This window comes from Zestomonas carbonaria, from assembly GCF_904061905.1.
In the GTDB taxonomy this organism is placed as follows: Bacteria; Pseudomonadota; Gammaproteobacteria; order Pseudomonadales; family Pseudomonadaceae; genus Aquipseudomonas; species Aquipseudomonas carbonaria.
Genome location: NZ_CAJFCI010000041.1, coordinates 1 through 16,983, shown reverse-complemented (window position 1 = coordinate 16,983; position 16,983 = coordinate 1). Strand labels below are relative to the sequence as shown.

Annotated in this window: 17 protein-coding genes; 15 read left to right on the top strand and 2 right to left on the bottom strand. The window is 64.8% G+C overall.

Going from position 1 to position 16,983, the window contains the following annotated elements:
- Window positions 1–146: 146 nt before the first annotated feature.
- Window positions 147–3,137 (bottom strand): ribonuclease E, encoded by a 2,991-nt coding sequence (rne, locus tag PSEWESI4_RS10490; RefSeq protein ID WP_187671153.1) that lies wholly within the window; start codon window positions 3,135–3,137, stop codon window positions 147–149.
- A gap of 566 nt (window positions 3,138–3,703) precedes the next feature.
- Between rne and rluC the strand changes: the two genes are divergently transcribed.
- Genes rluC through sppA form a run of 3 tightly spaced genes read left to right on the top strand, consistent with a single transcriptional unit; the run spans window position 3,704 to window position 6,318 of the window.
- Window positions 3,704–4,660 (top strand): 23S rRNA pseudouridine(955/2504/2580) synthase RluC, encoded by a 957-nt coding sequence (gene rluC / locus PSEWESI4_RS10485; RefSeq protein WP_187671152.1) that lies wholly within the window; start codon window positions 3,704–3,706, stop codon window positions 4,658–4,660.
- Window positions 4,653–5,348 carry an HAD-IA family hydrolase gene (locus tag PSEWESI4_RS10480; RefSeq protein WP_187671151.1) on the top strand — a complete coding sequence of 232 codons (696 nt, stop codon included), beginning with the start codon at window positions 4,653–4,655 and terminating at the stop codon, window positions 5,346–5,348. Before rluC ends, PSEWESI4_RS10480 begins: the two co-directional genes overlap by 8 nt.
- Window positions 5,338–6,318: a signal peptide peptidase SppA gene (sppA, locus tag PSEWESI4_RS10475; RefSeq protein ID WP_187671150.1), complete on the top strand. Its 981-nt coding sequence runs from the start codon at window positions 5,338–5,340 to the stop codon at window positions 6,316–6,318. The genes PSEWESI4_RS10480 and sppA overlap by 11 nt, the downstream gene beginning before the upstream one ends.
- Window positions 6,319–6,362: 44 nt before the next feature.
- On the opposite strand, the gene PSEWESI4_RS10470 is transcribed toward sppA, so the two are convergent.
- On the bottom strand, window positions 6,363–6,941 hold the full coding sequence (locus PSEWESI4_RS10470) for a Maf family protein (protein WP_187671149.1): 579 nt from the start codon (window positions 6,939–6,941) through the stop codon (window positions 6,363–6,365).
- A 108-nt stretch (window positions 6,942–7,049) separates the two neighbouring features.
- Here PSEWESI4_RS10470 and PSEWESI4_RS10465 point away from each other — a divergent pair, with 108 nt between their 5' ends.
- The 12 genes from PSEWESI4_RS10465 (at window position 7,050) to PSEWESI4_RS10410 (ending at window position 16,473) form a co-directional block, all read left to right on the top strand.
- Complete coding sequence (locus PSEWESI4_RS10465; protein ID WP_187671148.1) at window positions 7,050–7,577, top strand: YceD family protein; 528 nt, start codon at window positions 7,050–7,052, stop codon at window positions 7,575–7,577.
- A 13-nt stretch (window positions 7,578–7,590) separates the two neighbouring features.
- On the top strand, window positions 7,591–7,773 hold the full coding sequence (gene rpmF, locus PSEWESI4_RS10460) for a 50S ribosomal protein L32 (RefSeq protein ID WP_187671147.1): 183 nt from the start codon (window positions 7,591–7,593) through the stop codon (window positions 7,771–7,773).
- A 3-nt stretch (window positions 7,774–7,776) separates the two neighbouring features.
- Window positions 7,777–8,784, top strand: a complete 1,008-nt coding sequence (gene plsX / locus PSEWESI4_RS10455; RefSeq protein WP_187671146.1) for a phosphate acyltransferase PlsX — start codon at window positions 7,777–7,779, stop codon at window positions 8,782–8,784.
- A gap of 149 nt (window positions 8,785–8,933) precedes the next feature.
- Entirely contained in the window at window positions 8,934–9,872 is a 939-nt protein-coding gene (fabD, locus tag PSEWESI4_RS10450) for an ACP S-malonyltransferase (RefSeq protein WP_187671145.1), read from the top strand.
- Window positions 9,873–9,888: 16 nt separating this feature from the next.
- A complete protein-coding gene (fabG, locus tag PSEWESI4_RS10445) occupies window positions 9,889–10,632 on the top strand; it encodes a 3-oxoacyl-ACP reductase FabG (RefSeq protein WP_187671144.1) in 744 nt (247 codons plus the stop codon).
- A 195-nt stretch (window positions 10,633–10,827) separates the two neighbouring features.
- Window positions 10,828–11,064 (top strand): acyl carrier protein, encoded by a 237-nt coding sequence (gene acpP / locus PSEWESI4_RS10440; RefSeq protein ID WP_003283670.1) that lies wholly within the window; start codon window positions 10,828–10,830, stop codon window positions 11,062–11,064.
- Between the two features lie 284 nt (window positions 11,065–11,348).
- Window positions 11,349–12,593 carry a beta-ketoacyl-ACP synthase II gene (gene fabF / locus PSEWESI4_RS10435; protein ID WP_187671143.1) on the top strand — a complete coding sequence of 415 codons (1,245 nt, stop codon included), beginning with the start codon at window positions 11,349–11,351 and terminating at the stop codon, window positions 12,591–12,593.
- Window positions 12,593–13,405, top strand: a complete 813-nt coding sequence (pabC, locus tag PSEWESI4_RS10430; protein ID WP_187671142.1) for an aminodeoxychorismate lyase — start codon at window positions 12,593–12,595, stop codon at window positions 13,403–13,405. The genes fabF and pabC overlap by 1 nt, the downstream gene beginning before the upstream one ends.
- A gap of 3 nt (window positions 13,406–13,408) precedes the next feature.
- Window positions 13,409–14,476, top strand: a complete 1,068-nt coding sequence (gene mltG / locus PSEWESI4_RS10425; RefSeq protein ID WP_187671141.1) for an endolytic transglycosylase MltG — start codon at window positions 13,409–13,411, stop codon at window positions 14,474–14,476.
- Window positions 14,473–15,105, top strand: a complete 633-nt coding sequence (tmk, locus tag PSEWESI4_RS10420; RefSeq protein ID WP_187671140.1) for a dTMP kinase — start codon at window positions 14,473–14,475, stop codon at window positions 15,103–15,105. Before mltG ends, tmk begins: the two co-directional genes overlap by 4 nt.
- Window positions 15,098–16,084, top strand: coding sequence for a DNA polymerase III subunit delta' (locus PSEWESI4_RS10415; RefSeq protein ID WP_187671139.1), 987 nt, complete (start codon window positions 15,098–15,100; stop codon window positions 16,082–16,084). Before tmk ends, PSEWESI4_RS10415 begins: the two co-directional genes overlap by 8 nt.
- Before the next feature lie 32 nt (window positions 16,085–16,116).
- Window positions 16,117–16,473: a PilZ domain-containing protein gene (locus PSEWESI4_RS10410; RefSeq protein WP_187671138.1), complete on the top strand. Its 357-nt coding sequence runs from the start codon at window positions 16,117–16,119 to the stop codon at window positions 16,471–16,473.
- Window positions 16,474–16,983 lie beyond the last annotated feature (510 nt).

Sequence of the window (16,983 nt, the reverse complement as noted above, 5' to 3'; positions counted from 1 at the left end):
GGATCAAGGTGATCAAACGCATGGCCTATGGCTTCCGGGACTCGGACTACTTCTTCCTGAAAATCAAGGCCGCCTTCCCCGGGAAAGCGCGATGAACCATAAAAAAGGGATGCTTGCGCATCCCTTTTTCGTTTCCGCTTGCCGCCTTAGACCAGCGGCTTGCTCGCATTTTCGTCGGACTGCTCTTCAGCAGGTTCCGCGGCGGGCTGGTTGTCCGGCTGCTCGGCTTCGGTGGCCGGTTCGTCGGCGGCAGGGGTTGCCGGCGCTTCGGATTGGGCTTCCTCGACCTGTGGGGCGGGCTCGGCGGTTTCCTGGGCGACAGGTGCCGGCTCGCTGGCTTCCGGCTCGGCCGGGGCGCTTTCTGCGGCCACAGGAGCAGCGGCTTTCTGCTGCGCTTCGCGGGCCAGGCGCTCGGCTTCCTCGCGCTGGCGACGACGCACTTCACGCGGATCGTTCGGTGCGCGGCCGCTCGGCGTGCTGGCGGCCGGGGCCGGTTCGCTGGCCGGGGCTTCGGCGGCGGGTTCGATCACCGGGCTGGGCTCAACCACGGCTTCGGTCACGACCAGGGTCTCGACCTCCGCCTCGATTACCGGAGCGCTTTCGACAGCGACGTTCTCGGCGGCGGGGGCGGCGACTTCGGGCTCGATGCTGCTTTCCACCGGAGCGGCCGCTTCGATTGCCGGCGCTTCGGGCTCGGTGCTGATCACGGCTTCGACTTCGGCCGCTTTCGTGGCTTCGACTTCGCTGGCCGGTTCGGCGGCAGGCTGCTGCTCGCCGACGAGTTCGCTGGCCACGGCGGCGGCACCAGCAGCGGCGGCGGCCGCGACAGGGGCGTCGACACCTTCTTCGGTCTCGATCAGGTTGCCTTCGGCATCACGCTGGCGCTCGCGGCGGTTGCTGCGGCGGCGCTGGCCACGGGAGCGGCGACGTGGGCGTTCGCCGGCTTCGCCGGTTTCCTGCTGGTCGTCGTCGTTCAGTTGCTCTTCGTTCGGCAGGGCCTCGGCCTCGGTGGCCGCCTGTTCGGCCGCAGCGCGCGGTTGACGCTCTTCGCGCGGCGGGCGTGGCTGGCGTTCCTCGCGGGGCTTGCGCTCGGCACGCTCTTCGCCGGCCGGCGCCTGGGCGTCCAGCGGCTCACGCAGTTCGCGCACGCGTTCTTCGCGCGGCTTGCGTTCCTCACGGGGCTTGCGCTCCTCGCGCGGTGGACGCTCGCGGCGGTTTTCCTGGGTTTCGCGAACCTGCTCGTCACGCGGTTCACGCGGCTCGCGGGCTTCGCGAGGCTGACGCTCTTCACGTGGTTTGCGTTCTTCGTCGCGACGACCGCCGCGATCGCGGTTGCGGTTCTGCTGGCGACCGTTGCGGCGCTCTTCGTTGCGCGGCTGCCGTTCGCTGCTGGTCTTCTTCTCGGCGACGACCGGCTTTTCCTCTTCCTTGGCGGCGAACAGGCTGACCAGCGACTTCACCAGGCCCTTGAACAGGCTGGGCTGGGCAGCGGCGCTCGCCGGAACGGCTTCTTCGCTAGCCGGGACGGGCTGGGCCGGGGTGGTGCGCGGTGCGGCCTTGATCGCGGCCTCCTGGCGGACCAGGGTGCGAGTAGCGCTGACCGGCTGCTCTTCGTCGGCTTCCGGTGCGGTCATTTCGTAGCTGGACTGGCCGCTGACCACTTCGGGGCTGTCGTCGCGCAGGCGCTGGACTTCGAAATGCGGGGTTTCCAGGTGATCGGTCGGCAGGATGACGATGCGCGCACGGCTGCGCAGTTCGATCTTGGTGATCGCGTTGCGCTTCTCGTTGAGCAGGAAGGCGGCCACCGGGATCGGTACCCGGGCACGGACTTCGGCGGTGCGATCCTTGAGGGCTTCTTCCTCGATCAGGCGCAGGATCGCCAGCGACAGCGACTCGACGTCGCGGATGATGCCCTGGCCGTTGCAGCGCGGGCAGACGATGCCGCTGGTCTCGCCGAGGGACGGACGCAGGCGCTGACGGGACATTTCCAGCAGGCCGAAGCGCGAGATGCGGCCGATCTGCACGCGGGCGCGGTCGGCTTCGAGCGCTTCGCGCATCTTCTCTTCCACGGCGCGCTGGTTCTTCGCCGGGGTCATGTCGATGAAGTCGATGACGATCAGGCCGCCGATGTCACGCAGGCGCAGTTGGCGGGCGATTTCCTCGGCCGCCTCCAGGTTGGTCTGCAGGGCGGTTTCCTCGATGTCGCTGCCCTTGGTGGCGCGCGCCGAGTTGATGTCGATGGAGACCAGGGCTTCGGTCGGGTCGATGACGATGGAGCCGCCGGAAGGCAGTTTCACTTCACGCTGGAAGGCGGTCTCGATCTGGCTTTCGATCTGGAAGCGGTTGAACAGCGGGACGCTGTCCTCGTACAGCTTGATCTTGCTGGCGTACTGCGGCATCACCTGCTGGATGAAGGAGAGCGCTTCTTCCTGGGCCTCGACGCTGTCGACCAGCACTTCGCCGATGTCCTGGCGCAGGTAGTCGCGGATGGCGCGGATGATGACGTTGGATTCCTGGTAGATCAGGAAGGGTGCGGCGCGGCCCTGGGAGGCTTCCTTGATGGCGCCCCAGAGTTGCAGCAGGTAGTCGAGGTCCCACTGCATTTCTTCGCTGGAGCGGCCGAGACCGGCGGTGCGCACGATCAGGCCCATGTCGGCCGGGACTTCCAGGCCGTTCAGCGCTTCACGCAGCTCGTTGCGTTCTTCGCCTTCGATCCGGCGGGAGATGCCGCCGGCGCGCGGGTTGTTGGGCATCAGCACCAGGTAGCGGCCGGCCAGGCTGATGAAGGTGGTCAGGGCCGCGCCCTTGTTGCCGCGCTCTTCCTTCTCGACCTGGACGATGACTTCCTGGCCTTCGGAGAGTACGTCCTTGATGTTGACGCGGCCGCCTTCGGGGGCCTTCTTGAAGTATTCGCGGGAGATTTCTTTGAGGGGAAGGAAACCGTGGCGTTCGGAGCCGAAATCGACGAAAGCGGCTTCGAGGCTGGGTTCGACGCGGGTGATTCGGCCTTTGTAGATATTGGCCTTCTTCTGCTCGCGGGCGCCCGATTCGATGTCCAGGTCGTAGAGGCGTTGGCCGTCTACCAGGGCAACACGCAACTCTTCGGGCTGAGTTGCGTTAATTAGCATTCTTTTCATGTAGTACCGTCGGTTTCCGGGCTGCCGGAAACGGCGTTCGGCACACACGACTCTCAGGTCGGTGTCAGGTGTGCGTCAGGAACGGTTGTCAGTCGTTCCTGTGTCGAGCGACGTCGGCCAGGGGCCGGGGTCGCGACGGACGTCTCCTGTTTGCTGTGGTGACAGAAGCACTCAGTCAGGAGGAGGAATCAGCCATCGGCAGCGGACGCTTCGAGCGTCTCGAGAAAGCCAGTGCTACGCATGCCGATGATTGTGCATCTCCACCCTACACGCATCGCTGAAAATCGGGTGCCGCTCGCAGAGTCCGCAGCGGGTTGGCAATAAGCGCGGTCGCCCAGAGGGTGAAAGCGCGCGTCATAACTTAAAGGCTTCGTTTCGGGGCGTTCGCGTCATGTGCGGCGAGCGACCCGTCGGACGGCCTTACGTCCTGCAATGTCGTTGCTCTCGACCATGGGATGGCAGTTTTGGCGATCATCCCTTGGGTCGGGCCGTTTTTGGCGGCGTTGGCGACTATAGCAGCTCTGATTAAGTGCTTCAATTCAATAAAAAATTGTTATGATGAGCGGATGACAGAACCTTCCCCTCCGACTTCCGGCGTCCAGTTGCTCGAAGTCGCGCCGGAATATGCCGGCCAGCGCATCGACAATTTCCTGATCGCCCGCCTCAAAGGGGCGCCCAAGACCCTGATCTACCGGATCCTGCGCAAGGGCGAGGTGCGGGTGAACAAGGGGCGCATCAAGCCCGAGTACAAGTTGCAGGCTGGCGACATCGTGCGGGTGCCGCCGGTGCGCCTGGCCGAGCGCGACGAGCCCGTGCCGGTGGCGCAAGGGCTGCTGGAGCGCCTGGAGGCGGCCATCGTCTACGAAGACAAGGCGCTGATCGTGCTCAACAAGCCGACCGGCGTCGCGGTGCATGGCGGTAGCGGGCTGAGCTACGGGGTGATCGAGGCGCTGCGTCAACTGCGCCCGGAGGCCAGGGAGCTGGAGCTGGTCCATCGCCTGGACCGCGATACCTCGGGTCTGCTGATGGTGGCCAAGAAGCGCAGCATGCTCCGTCACCTGCACGAGGCGTTGCGCAGGGATGGCGGTGTCGACAAGCGCTACCTGGCGCTGGTGCGCGGCAGTTGGCCGACCTCGAAGAAGCGGGTCAGCGCTCCGTTGCTGAAGAACACCCTCCGTTCCGGTGAGCGCATGGTCGAGGTGAGCGCCGAGGGCAAGGAGGCGCTGACCCTGTTCCGCGTGCTACGCCGTTTCGGTGAGTTCGCCACGCTGGTCGAGGCCAGCCCGGTTACCGGGCGTACCCACCAGATTCGCGTGCATGCCAAGCATGCCGGGCATTCCATCGCCGGCGACCCCAAGTACGGCGACGACGAGTTCACCCGCGAGATTCGCGAACTGGGCGGCAAGCGCCTGTTCTTGCATGCCTATGCGTTGAAGGTGCCGCTGCCCGATGGGGGCGAGTTGGAGCTCGAGGCGCCGGTGGACGAGATGTGGGCGCGGACCCTGGAGCGGCTCGGTGCGTGATTATCGGCTGCTGATCTTCGATTGGGATGGCACGCTGGTCGACTCGATCCAGCGTATCGTCGATTCCATGCGCCTGGCGGCCGAAAGTTGCGAACTGCCCTGGCGCGACGATGCGGCTATAAAAGGCATCATAGGCCTGGGCTTGCCGGAGGCGATCCGCAGCCTGTATCCGGAATTGCAGGATGCCCCGCGTGTCGAGCGCTTCCGGCGCCTGTACAGCGAGCATTACCTGGCTTTCGAGGCCGAGCCCTCGCGGTTGTTCGAAGGCGTGGCCGAGACGCTGGAAGCCTTCCGTGGCGAGGGCTATCGGCTCGCGGTGGCGACCGGCAAGAGCCGGCGCGGTCTGGATGCGGTGCTGGCGGGGCATGGTTGGCAGGATTACTTCGACGTCACCCGTTGCGCGGACGAGACGGCCAGCAAGCCGGACCCGCGGATGCTGCACGAAATCCTCGCGCATTGCCGGGCGGCGCCGGAAGAGGCGTTGATGGTGGGCGATTCGGCCTTCGACCTGCGCATGGCGCGCCGGGCGGGCATGGATGCCGTGGCGGTGGGCTATGGCGCCCAGCCGCTGGCACTGTTGCGCGAAGAGGGGCCGCGCCTGGCGATCGAGTCGTTCAGTGAGTTGCGCGCCTGGCTGGGGCGGCGCACGGAAAGGTCATTACAGGAGATGAACGGTTATGGCGGATGAATGGAAGGCTCCGGAAGACGGTAATGGCGACACCAAGAGCTGGCAACTGCTGGAAAAGGTGCTGCTGGCCAGCGTGCAGGAGCAGCGGCGCGCGCGGCGCTGGGGTATTTTCTTCAAGCTCCTGACCTTCATCTACCTGTTCGGGGCGATAGCGCTTTTCTCGCCGCGCCTGGATTTTCAGGGTGCCGCTGCGCGTAGCGGTGCGCATACAGCGTTGATCGAGGTGAATGGGATGATCGCCGACAAGGAGCAGGCGAGCGCCGACAATATCGTCACCAGCCTGCGCAAGGCCTTCGAGGATTCCAACACCAAGGGCGTGGTGCTGCGCATCAATAGTCCGGGCGGCAGCCCGGTGCAGTCCGGCTACATCTACGATGAGATCCGCCGTCTGCGTGGCGAGCATCCGGATACCAAGCTGTACGCGGTGATCACCGACCTGGGGGCTTCGGGTGCCTACTACATCGCCAGCGCCGCCGATGCCATCTATGCCGACAAGGCCAGCCTGGTCGGCTCGATCGGCGTGACCGCGGCCGGGTTCGGCTTCGTCGGTGCGATGGATAAGCTGGGGGTCGACCGCCGGGTCTATACCTCAGGCGAGCACAAGGCCTTCCTCGATCCGTTCCAGCCGGCGAAGGAGGAGGAGACGCGCTTCTGGCAGGAAGTGCTGGAGACCACCCATCGCCAGTTCATCGCCAGCGTCAAGAAGGGGCGTGGCGAGCGGCTGAAGGACGCCGAGCATCCGGAACTGTTCTCCGGCCTGGTCTGGTCCGGGGAGCAGGCGTTGCAGTTGGGGCTGGTGGACGCCCTGGGTAGCGCCAGCCTGGTTGCCCGTGACGTGGTGGGGGCCAAGGATCTGGTGGACTTCACCGTGCGGGAGTCGCCATTCGATCGTTTTGCCAAGCGGCTGGGCGCCGGTGTCGCCGAGCAGTTGTCCCTGTGGATGGGGCTCCAGGGGCCGGCACTGCGTTGAGATGGGAAGCCCGGTTCGAGACCGGGCTTCTTCATATATAGGTGTCAGGGAATCTGTACGCCTTCGGCCAGCAGCATATCCACCAGGCGTATCAGTGGCAGGCCGATCAGGCTGGTGGCGTCCGGCCCCTCCGTGGCTCTGAACAGGCTGATGCCGAGGCCCTCGGCCTTGAAGCTGCCGGCGCAGTCGAAGGGTTGCTCGGCTTCCAGGTAGCGCCTGACGCAGGCTTCGTCCAGTTCGCGGAAATGCACGGTGAATGGCACGCAATCGACCTGGCAGCGCCCGGTCTCCGAGTTGAGCAGGGCGAGCCCGGTCAGGAAGCAGACGCTGGAGCCGCTGGCGGCCAGCAACTGGCGGGTGGCGCGCTCGATGTCGTGCGGTTTGCCGAGAATCTCCCCGTCGATCACCGCGACCTGGTCGGAGCCGATGATCAGGTGATGGTCGTGCGCCCCGGCCAGCGCCCGGGCCTTTTCCTCTGCGAGACGGCGGACCAGGGCTTCGGCGGCCTCGCCGGGGCGTCGGGTTTCGTCGATGTTCGGCGAGCCGCAGGTGAAGGGCAGGCGCAGGCGGGCGAGAAGTTCGCGGCGGTAGGGGGAGCTGGAGGCGAGAATCAGCGGCGGCATGGCGTGTTCCTGAAATGGGTGGCGCGATTCTAGCGGCCGCGGCGGATCGTCGACAGATCCGGGAATTCCTTTGACATGGGCGGGGTGTCTCCCTAAAATGCCGCGCCTATGTTGAATGGGCCGATTCCACCTCACGTCGATCCGCGCAAGTTGGCAGATCGTGGCGCCACGCTCGAATGCGAAACGCCACTGGCCGACTTGCAGCGCCTCTGCGACCCGCTTGCCGACAATGTCGGCACCGTCCGTGCGAAATTCGTTTTCGAGCGTGATGAGCGGAACGCGGTAGTGATGCACAGCGTGCTCGATACTGAGGTCAAGATGGTTTGCCAGCGTTGTCTGGAACTGGTCGCTCTGCCGATCCACAGCGAGTGCGATTACGCCGTGGTGAAGGAAGGTGCGAATACCCAGTCGGTGCCGAAAGGCTATGACGTGCTGGAGTTGGGAGAAGACCCCCTGGATCTGCTGGATCTGGTCGAGGACGAGCTGTTGCTCGCCTTGCCCATCGTGCCGGCTCATGACCCGAAAGATTGCCAGCAGCCGGCGGGACTCGATGAGCCCGAGTCGAGCGAGGACGAGGTAACGCGGTCCAACCCGTTCAGTGTATTGGCACAGTTAAAGCGTGACCCAAACGTTTAGGAGTTAATTGATTATGGCTGTTCAGCAGAACAAAAAATCCCGCTCTGCCCGTGACATGCGTCGTTCCCACGATGCCCTCTCGGCCAATGCCCTGTCTGTTGAAAAAACCACTGGTGAGGTTCACCTGCGCCACCACGTTTCTCCGGAAGGCGTATACCGTGGTCGTAAAGTGATCGACAAGGGCGCAGACGAGTAATCCTTGTCCGCTCCGGTCATCGCGATCGATGCAATGGGTGGGGACTTCGGTCCCCACTGCATTGTTCCGGCCAGCATCGCTGCGCTGGCTGAATTCCCCTCGCTTCATCTGGTCCTCGTCGGCCAAGCCCCCGTTCTCGAAGACTCCCTCGCCCGCCACCCTGGCGTCGATCGCTCGCGCCTGCGCATCGAGCATGCCAGCGACGTCATCGCCATGGACGAACGCCCCGCCCAGGTGCTGCGCGGAAAACCGGACTCCTCCATGCGCCGCGTCCTGGAAATGGTGCGCAGTGGACAGGCCCAGGCCTGCGTCAGTGCCGGTAATACTGGCGCCTTGATGGCGTTGTCGCGCTATGTGCTGAAAACCCTGCCCGGCATCGATCGGCCGGCGATGGTCACGGCCGTCCCGACCGAGCGGGGGCACTGCCATCTGCTCGATCTCGGTGCGAACGTCGATTGCAGCGCCGAGCATCTCTACCAGTTCGCGGTGATGGGCGCGGTGGCTGCCGAGGCCCTGGGCATCGAGCGTCCACGGGTGGCATTGCTGAACGTCGGCACCGAGGAAATCAAGGGCAACCAGCAGGTCAAGCTGGCCGCCAGCCTGTTGCAGCAGGCCGAGGGTCTGAACTACATCGGCTACATCGAAGGCGATGGCCTGTATCGCGGCGAGGCCGATGTGGTGGTATGCGATGGTTTCGTCGGCAATATCCTGCTGAAATCCAGCGAAGGATTGGTCGGCATGGTATCGATGAGGCTGGAGGCGCTGTTCAAGCAGAGCCTGGGCGCGCGCCTGGTTGGCGCGCTGGCGCTGCCGTTGCTGCGCCGCCTGCAGGGCGACCTGGCGCCGGCCCGGCACAACGGTGCCAGTTTTCTCGGTTTGCAGGGCATCGTGGTGAAAAGCCATGGTTCGGCTGGCCCCGATGGTTTCCAGAGCGCCATCCGTCGGGCTTATCGCGAAGTGCATGAGGATCTGCCGCAGCGCTTGCACGGTCGCCTCGAGCATCTGTTATAGGGGTTGTCGACGTTTCGTCGTGGCAGGAGGAAACGTCGACGGCCAGGGGATGTGACCGCTTCTGGCGGCTCGTCATCCAACTTTCAGTCCGTCGCGCAGGGCATGGCCCCGCGTGCTTCTCCGATGATCAGACCTCAAGGACCCGTTCAATGTCTGCATCTTTCGCATTCGTCTTCCCCGGACAGGGCTCGCAATCCCTCGGCATGCTCGCCGAGCAGGGCGCCCAGCATGCCCTGGTCCTGGATACCTTCGCCGAGGCTTCTGAAGCCCTTGGTTATGATCTCTGGGCGCTGACCCAGAACGGCCCCGAAGAACAGCTCAATCAGACCGACAAGACCCAGCCAGCCATCCTGGCCGCGTCCATCGCCCTGTGGCGCCTGTGGTTGGCCGAGGGCGGTGCGCGGCCGGCATTCGTTGCCGGCCACAGCCTGGGCGAGTATTCGGCGCTGGTCGCCGCCGGCAGCCTCGGCTTCGCCGATGCGGTGAAACTGGTCGAGCGTCGTGGGCAGTTGATGCAGGAAGCGGTGCCGGCCGGGCAGGGCGGCATGGCCGCCATCCTCGGCCTGGACGATGACGATGTGCGTGCCGCCTGCGCGGAAGCCGCGCAGGGTGAGGTGGTCAGCGCGGTCAACTTCAATGCGCCGGGCCAGGTGGTGATCGCCGGCGCGGCGGCAGCCGTCGGGCGTGCCGTCGAGGCCTGCAAGGCGCGGGGCGCCAAGCGTGCCATGCCGCTGCCGGTCAGCGTGCCTTCCCATTGCGATCTGATGCGTCCCGCGGCCGAGCGCTTTGCCGAGTCGGTTGCCGCGATCGCCTGGCAGGCCCCGCAGATCCCGCTGGTTCAGAACGTCAGCGCGGAAATCGTCGCCGATCTCGACGCCCTCAAGCGCGACCTGCTGGCCCAGTTGTACAGCCCGGTGCGCTGGGTCGAATCGGTGGTGCGCCTGTCGGATCAGGGTGTGACCGCGCTGGTCGAATGCGGCCCGGGCAAGGTGCTGTCCGGGCTCAACAAGCGTTGCGTGAAAGGTGTCGAGACCTATGGCCTGGACACCCCGGATGCTTTCGCCGCGGCTCGCGCGGCTCTGGTTTGAATCGAGGAGAAACTGCATGAGCCTGCAAGGTAAAGTCGCACTGGTCACTGGCGCGAGCCGTGGTATCGGTCAAGCCATCGCCCTGGAACTGGGACGCCGGGGGGCCGTGGTGATCGGCACCGCCACCTCGGCCAGTGGCGCCGAGCGTATTGCCGAGACCCTGAAGGCCGCCGGCATCGAAGGTGCCGGCCTGGTGCTGGACGTTGGCAGCGACGAGTCGGTGGCCAGCACCCTGGAGCATATCCAGCAACACCTTGGCCAGCCGCTGATCCTGGTGAACAACGCCGGCATCACCCGTGACAACCTGATGCTGCGCATGAAGGACGACGAGTGGTTCGACGTCATCAATACCAACCTGAACAGCCTCTATCGCCTGTCGAAGGCGGTGCTGCGCGGGATGACCAAGGCGCGCTGGGGGCGAATCATCAATATCGGTTCGGTGGTCGGCGCCATGGGCAATGCCGGGCAGACCAACTACGCGGCGGCCAAGGCCGGGCTGGAAGGCTTCAGCCGTGCCCTGGCGCGTGAGGTCGGTTCGCGTGCGATTACCGTCAACTCGGTGGCGCCCGGTTTCATCGATACCGACATGACCCGTGAACTGCCGGAAGCCCAGCGCGAGGCGCTGCAGGCGCAGATTCCGCTGGGCCGGCTCGGCCAGGCCGAGGAGATCGCCAAGGTGGTCGGTTTCCTGGCTTCCGACGAGGCTTCCTACGTCACCGGGGCGACAATTCCGGTGAATGGCGGCATGTACATGAGCTGAATGTGACCGGGGCCGTCAGCGGACTGTCATAGCAGTTGTCTAAAATCCGCTATAAAACAGCAGTCGGTTTATAGACAGATGGTTGGGTTGCTGAGGAAGGCCCCGGGTTTTCGGCTTGAAATGCGGAAAACCCTTTCTATACACTTACCCACCAACCAGCCGCCTGGATTTGTTCATTAGGAGTGAAAACAAGGTATGAGCACCATCGAAGAACGCGTCAAGAAAATCGTCGCTGAGCAGCTTGGCGTAAAAGAAGAGGAAGTGACCAACAGTGCTTCCTTCGTCGAAGACCTGGGTGCCGATTCTCTTGACACCGTTGAACTGGTGATGGCTCTCGAAGAAGAATTCGAGACTGAAATCCCGGACGAGCAAGCTGAAAAGATCACCACCGTTCAGGAAGCCATCGATTACATCAATGCGCATGCGCAGTAAGATCTGATCGTCGGCTACCCGACTCGGAAAAAACCGCACGGCCTTCATCAGGGCGTGCGGTTTTTCTTTAAGAGCTTGTCCATGATCTGCGCGCAGCGGTCGTGGGGCGCCAGGAGTTCAGGCGTTCTGCGAGGCTGAACCGCCCCGGATGCCCTGGCTTCCTTCACGAACAGGGTTACTCCATGCGTGGCGGGGGCGAGGCCTTGTAAACGGCTTCGGCTCGCGAGATCGTGGTCAGGTTCAATGTGCAATGAACACGCAGTAGTAGAACGAAGGAGATTGCTGTGTCGCGTAGACGCGTTGTGGTCACCGGTCTGGGCATGGTGTCGCCGTTGGGAACCGATGTGCCGAGCAGTTGGCAGGGTATTCTGGCGGGGCGCAGCGGTATCGCTCTGATCGAGCATACGGACCTCTCGGTCTATTCCACCCGCTTTGGCGGCTCGGTGAAAGACTTCGATGTCGAGCCTTACCTATCCGTCAAGGAGGCGCGCAAGCTCGATTTGTTCATCCAGTACGGCCTGGCGGCCAGTTTCCAGGCGATCCGTGATTCCGGCCTGGAAGTGACCGACGCCAATCGCGAACGGATCGGCGTGGCGATGGGCTCCGGCATCGGCGGCCTGACCAATATCGAGAACACCTGCAGGATCCTGTTCGAGCAAGGCCCACGGCGTATTTCGCCGTTCTTCGTGCCGGGCTCGATCATCAACATGATTTCCGGCTTCCTGTCCATTCACCTGGGAATCCAGGGGCCGAACTACGCCATCACCACCGCTTGCACCACCGGCACCCACAGCATTGGCATGGCCGCTCGCAACATCGCCTATGGCGAGGCGGACGTGATGATCGCCGGCGGTGCGGAAATGGCCGCCTGTGGCCTGGGTATCGGCGGTTTCGCGGCGGCCCGCGCGCTGTCCACCCGCAATGACGATCCGGCCGCCGCCAGCCGGCCGTGGGACAAGGGCCGCGATGGCTTCGTCCTGGCCGACGGCTCCGGCGCCGTGGTTCTGGAAGAGCTGGAGCACGCCAAGGCCCGTGGTGCGACCATCTATGCCGAGCTGATCGGTTTCGGCATGAGCGGCGATGCGTTCCATATGACCTCGCCGCCCGAGGATGGCGCCGGTGCCGCTCGCTGCATGACCAATGCCTTGCACGATGCGGGGGTCAATCCCGAGCAGGTCGACTACATCAACGCCCACGGCACTTCGACTCCGGCAGGCGACCTGGCCGAGGCGTCGGCGGTGAAGTCGGTGTTCGGCGAGCATGCGTACCGACTGTCGGTCAGCTCGACCAAGTCGATGACCGGCCACCTGCTCGGCGCCGCCGGCGCAGTGGAGGCCATCTTCAGCGTGCTGGCGATCCGCGACCGCATCGCGCCGCCGACCATCAACCTGGACGAGCCGGACGAAGGCTGCGACCTGGACTTCGTGCCCCACCAGGCCAAGGAACGCAATATCGACGTGGTGTTGTCCAACTCCTTCGGCTTCGGCGGCACCAACGGCTCGCTGGTGTTCCGCCGGTTCAACGGCTGATGCTGGACTGGGTCGACGGTCGCCCGGCGCAGACGCTGCCCATCAAGGATCGCGGTCTCGCCTATGGCGATGGCCTGTTCGAGACCATCGCCGTCAAGGACGGTCGGCCCAGGTTCCTGGCGCGCCATCTGGCGCGCCTCTTCGATGGCTGCGCACGCCTGGCCATCCCGTGCGACCAGGCGCTGCTGCGTGACGAGCTGCAAGCGTTCTGCGCGGCGCTGGGCGATGGCGTCGCCAAGCTGATCCTGACCCGTGGCGACGGCCAGCGCGGCTACGCGCCGGCTATCCCGTCAACACCGCGGCGGATTCTCCAGGGCAGCGTCTTCCCCGCCTATCCGCCCGGCAACGCCGAGCAGGGGGTGCGGCTGTTCCCGTGCCAGACCCGCCTGGCGGAGCAGCCGAGACTGGCAGGGTTGAAGCATCTCAATCGCCTCGAACAGGTGCTCGCCCGCTCCGAATGGCAGGATGGCGAACATGCCGAAGGCCTGATGCGCGATCTGTCCGGACGCGTGGTCGAGGGGGTGTTCAGCAACCTGTTCCTGGCCAAGGGTGGCGTGCTGCTCACTCCCGAACTCTCGCGCTGCGGCGTCGCCGGGGTGATGCGCGCCGAGTTGCTGGAGCAGGCTGTGCAACAAGGTATTTCCGTGCAGGAGCGGGATATCGCGTACGCTGAACTGCTGGATGCCGATGAAGTCTTCCTCTGCAACAGCCTGTACGGCATCTGGCCGGTTAGGGCGCTGGGGGCACGCGACTGGCCCGTTGGTCCGCTCACCCGTAAACTGCGGGACATCATTCGCGATCTGGATTGTTGAGTAGTGATACGTAGAGTGCTTCTGCTGCTGGAGGTCGGCCTGCTGTTGGCTGGCTTGCTGGTGGCGACAGCCGCCTGGCAGCAACGCGCCGCCTTGCAGCAACCCCTGGCGGTGGCCGGCGAGCGGTTGGTGGAAGTGCCCGCGGGTGCCACGCCGGGCGGCATGCTGAATCGTCTGGAGAGCGAAGGCGTCCTGCACGGTGCCTTCTGGCTGCGCCTGTATTGGCGCTTCAACCTGGCCGAGCAACCCTTGCACAGCGGCGAGTACCGCCTCGTTGCGGGGCAGCGTGCGATCGACCTGCTCGATCTGTGGCGGCGCGGCGAGGTGGTGCAATACAGCCTGACCCTGGTCGAGGGCTGGAACTTCCGTCAGGTGCGTGCCGCCCTGGCGCGCCAGGACAAGCTCAAGCAGACCCTCGCCAATGTCAGCGACGCCGAGCTGATGGCGCGGCTCGGGCGGCCGGGCCAGCACCCCGAGGGGCGTTTCTTCCCGGATACCTATCGCTATGTCCAGGGGACGAGCGATCTCGATCTGCTCAAGCAGGCCCATGCCCGGCTCGAAGAGGTCCTGGCCGATGAGTGGCAGGGCAGGTCGGGCGATCTGCCCTATGGCGATCCCTACCAGGCGCTGATCATGGCTTCGCTGATCGAAAAGGAGACCGGCGTTCCCGAAGAGCGCAAGCAGATCGCCGGCGTGTTCGTCCGCCGCCTGCGCATGGGCATGCTGCTGCAGACCGACCCCACGGTGATCTATGGCATGGGCGAGCGCTACAACGGCAGGATCACCCGTGCCGACCTGCGTGAGCCGACCCCCTACAACACCTACGTGATTTCCGGCATGCCGCCTACGCCGATTTCCATGGTGGGGCGCGAGGCCATCCACGCCGCCCTGCACCCCCAGCCTGGCAAGAGCCTGTATTTCGTCGCACGGGGCGACGGCAGCCACGTCTTCTCCGATGACCTGGATGCGCACAATCGTGCGGTGCGTGAGTACCAGCTCAATCGCCGCGCCGGTTATCGTTCCAGTCCGGCAGCCATCCCGGACACCGCAACCAACAAGGACAGCCAGTGAGCGGCCTGTTTATCACCCTGGAAGGCCCGGAAGGCGCCGGAAAAAGCACTAACCGCGACTACCTGGCCGAGCGTCTGCGCGAGCGCGGCGTGGAAGTCCTGCTGACCCGTGAACCGGGAGGCACCCCACTGGCCGAGCGCATCCGCGAGCTGCTGCTGGCACCCAGCGCCGAGCCGATGGCGGTGGATACCGAGCTGTTGCTGGTCTTCGCCGCCCGTGCGCAGCACCTGGCGGAAGTCATCCGTCCGGCCTTGCAGCGAGGCATCGTGGTCCTCTGCGACCGCTTCACCGACGCCACCTATGCCTACCAGGGAGGAGGGCGTGGCGTGCCGGAGGCGCGTATCGCCGAGCTCGAACGCTTCGTGCAGGGCTCGCTGCGCCCGGACCTGATCCTGGTGTTCGACCTGCCGGTCGAGGTCGGCCTGGCACGGGCGGCCGCGCGTGGCCGTCTGGACCGTTTCGAGCAGGAAGGGCGCGAGTTCTTCGACGCCGTGCGGCAAACCTATCTGCGGCATGCCGCATCGTCACCGGACCGCTACCGGATCATCGATGCCGCGCAACCCCTGGAGCAGGTGCAACAGGTGCTCGATGAGCTGTTGCCGCAATTGCTGGAGCGGATCGGTGGCTGAAGCTTATCCCTGGCAGGAATCGCTCTGGCAGCAACTGACCAGACGCGAGAGGCACGCCCATGCCTATCTGTTGCACGGCCCGGCCGGCATCGGCAAGCGCGCGCTGGCCGAGCGGCTGTTGGCCCGCCTGCTGTGCCGCAGCCCGGAGAACCTGGAGGCCTGTGGGCACTGCAAGGCTTGCCAACTGCTTGCCGCCGGTACCCACCCGGATGTGTTCGTTCTCGAGCCGGAGGAGGCGGATAAGGCGATCAAGGTCGACCAGGTGCGCGACCTCGTGGCCTTCGTGGCGCAAACCGCGCAACTGGGCGGGCGCAAGCTGGTGCTGGTCGAGCCGGTAGAGGCGATGAACCTGAACGCCTCCAATGCCTTGCTCAAGAGTTTGGAGGAGCCTTCCGGCGATACCGTGTTGCTGCTGGTCAGCCATCAGCCCAGCCGCCTGCTGCCGACGGTGAAGAGCCGTTGCGTGCAGATGGCTTGCCCGCTGCCCGATGAAGCCACGGGGCTGGCCTGGCTGGCGCAGGCACTGCCGGACAGCGGCGAGGAGGAGCGCCGCGAGCTGCTCGCCCTGGCCGCCGGCTCGCCGTTGACTGCCTTGCGCTTGCAGGAGCAGGGCGTGCGGGAGCAGCGCGCACTGGTGGTCGAAGGCGTGAAGAAGCTGCTCAAGCAACAACAGGCACCCAGCCAGTTGGCCGAAAGCTGGAACGCGGTATCGTTGCTGCTGCTGTTCGACTGGTTCTGCGACTGGGCGCAACTGATCCTGCGCTACCAGTTGACCCGCGACGAAGAGGGGCTGGGCGCCACGGACATGCGCAAGGTCGTCCAGTACCTGGCCGACAAGTCGGCGCAGGCCAAGGTTCTCGCCTTGCAGGACTGGTTGCTCGAGCAACGCCAGAAAGTCCTGTCCAAGGCCAACCTCAACCGTGTCTTGCTTCTCGAAGCCCTCTTGGTGCAGTGGGCAAGCCTGCCTGGACAAGGCTAGAATCCGACTGGACCATCAGCTAGGAATGCCGCATGAGCTTGCCACCCAACCTTGGCCCCCGAAATGGAATCCTGTCCCTGACCATCAAGGACAAGTCCGTGCTCTATGCCGCCTACATGCCGTTCATCAAGAACGGGGGGCTGTTCATTCCTACCAACAAGAGCTACAAGCTCGGCGATGAAGTGTTCATGCTGCTCAACCTGATGGAAGAGCCGGAGAAGATCCCGGTGGCCGGCAAGGTAGTGTGGATCACCCCGAAAGGCGCCCAGGGCAACCGCGCCGCCGGTGTCGGTGTGCAGTTCAACGATGGCGACAACACCGCCCGCAACAAGATCGAGACCTATCTGGCCGGGGCGCTGACCTCGGATCGTCCGACTCATACGATGTGAGGCGGGAAGCAAAAGCCGATTAAGAGCGCTGGAGGTTGGAGAGGGCTGGACGAAAAGGCGGTCCGGCTTTTGTAGGGTGTGCTGTGCGCACTGCTTTACCCTGGCGCGGGCAGGGTGGTTCGCCGGAAACATAGGTGTTGGCCCTGGATCGGTGCGCACGGCGCACCCTACGTGAAAGCTTCTCCCTCGACCGTCATCCCCGCGCACGCGGAACAGCCACGTAGCCCGGATGCAATCCGGGAGGGCTTCCCCGGATTTCACCGGGCTACCTGCCCGCTGTTGTAGGAGCCAGCTTGCTGGCGATGCTTTGGCGGTGCCGGGGTTCGCGCGCATGGCGCGCTCCTACAGGTCGACATCGATGTTGACCTGTAGGATCGGCGGGGACGCCCAGTTCCATGGCCGCGAAAAAAGGGGTTCTTCGCGGACTCAGGGGAAAGAGCGAGTTGACAGTCAGGGAAATGGGTAAATTGGCAGTCGCCAAACGAACCAACCCCCACCCCCTGCTGCCGC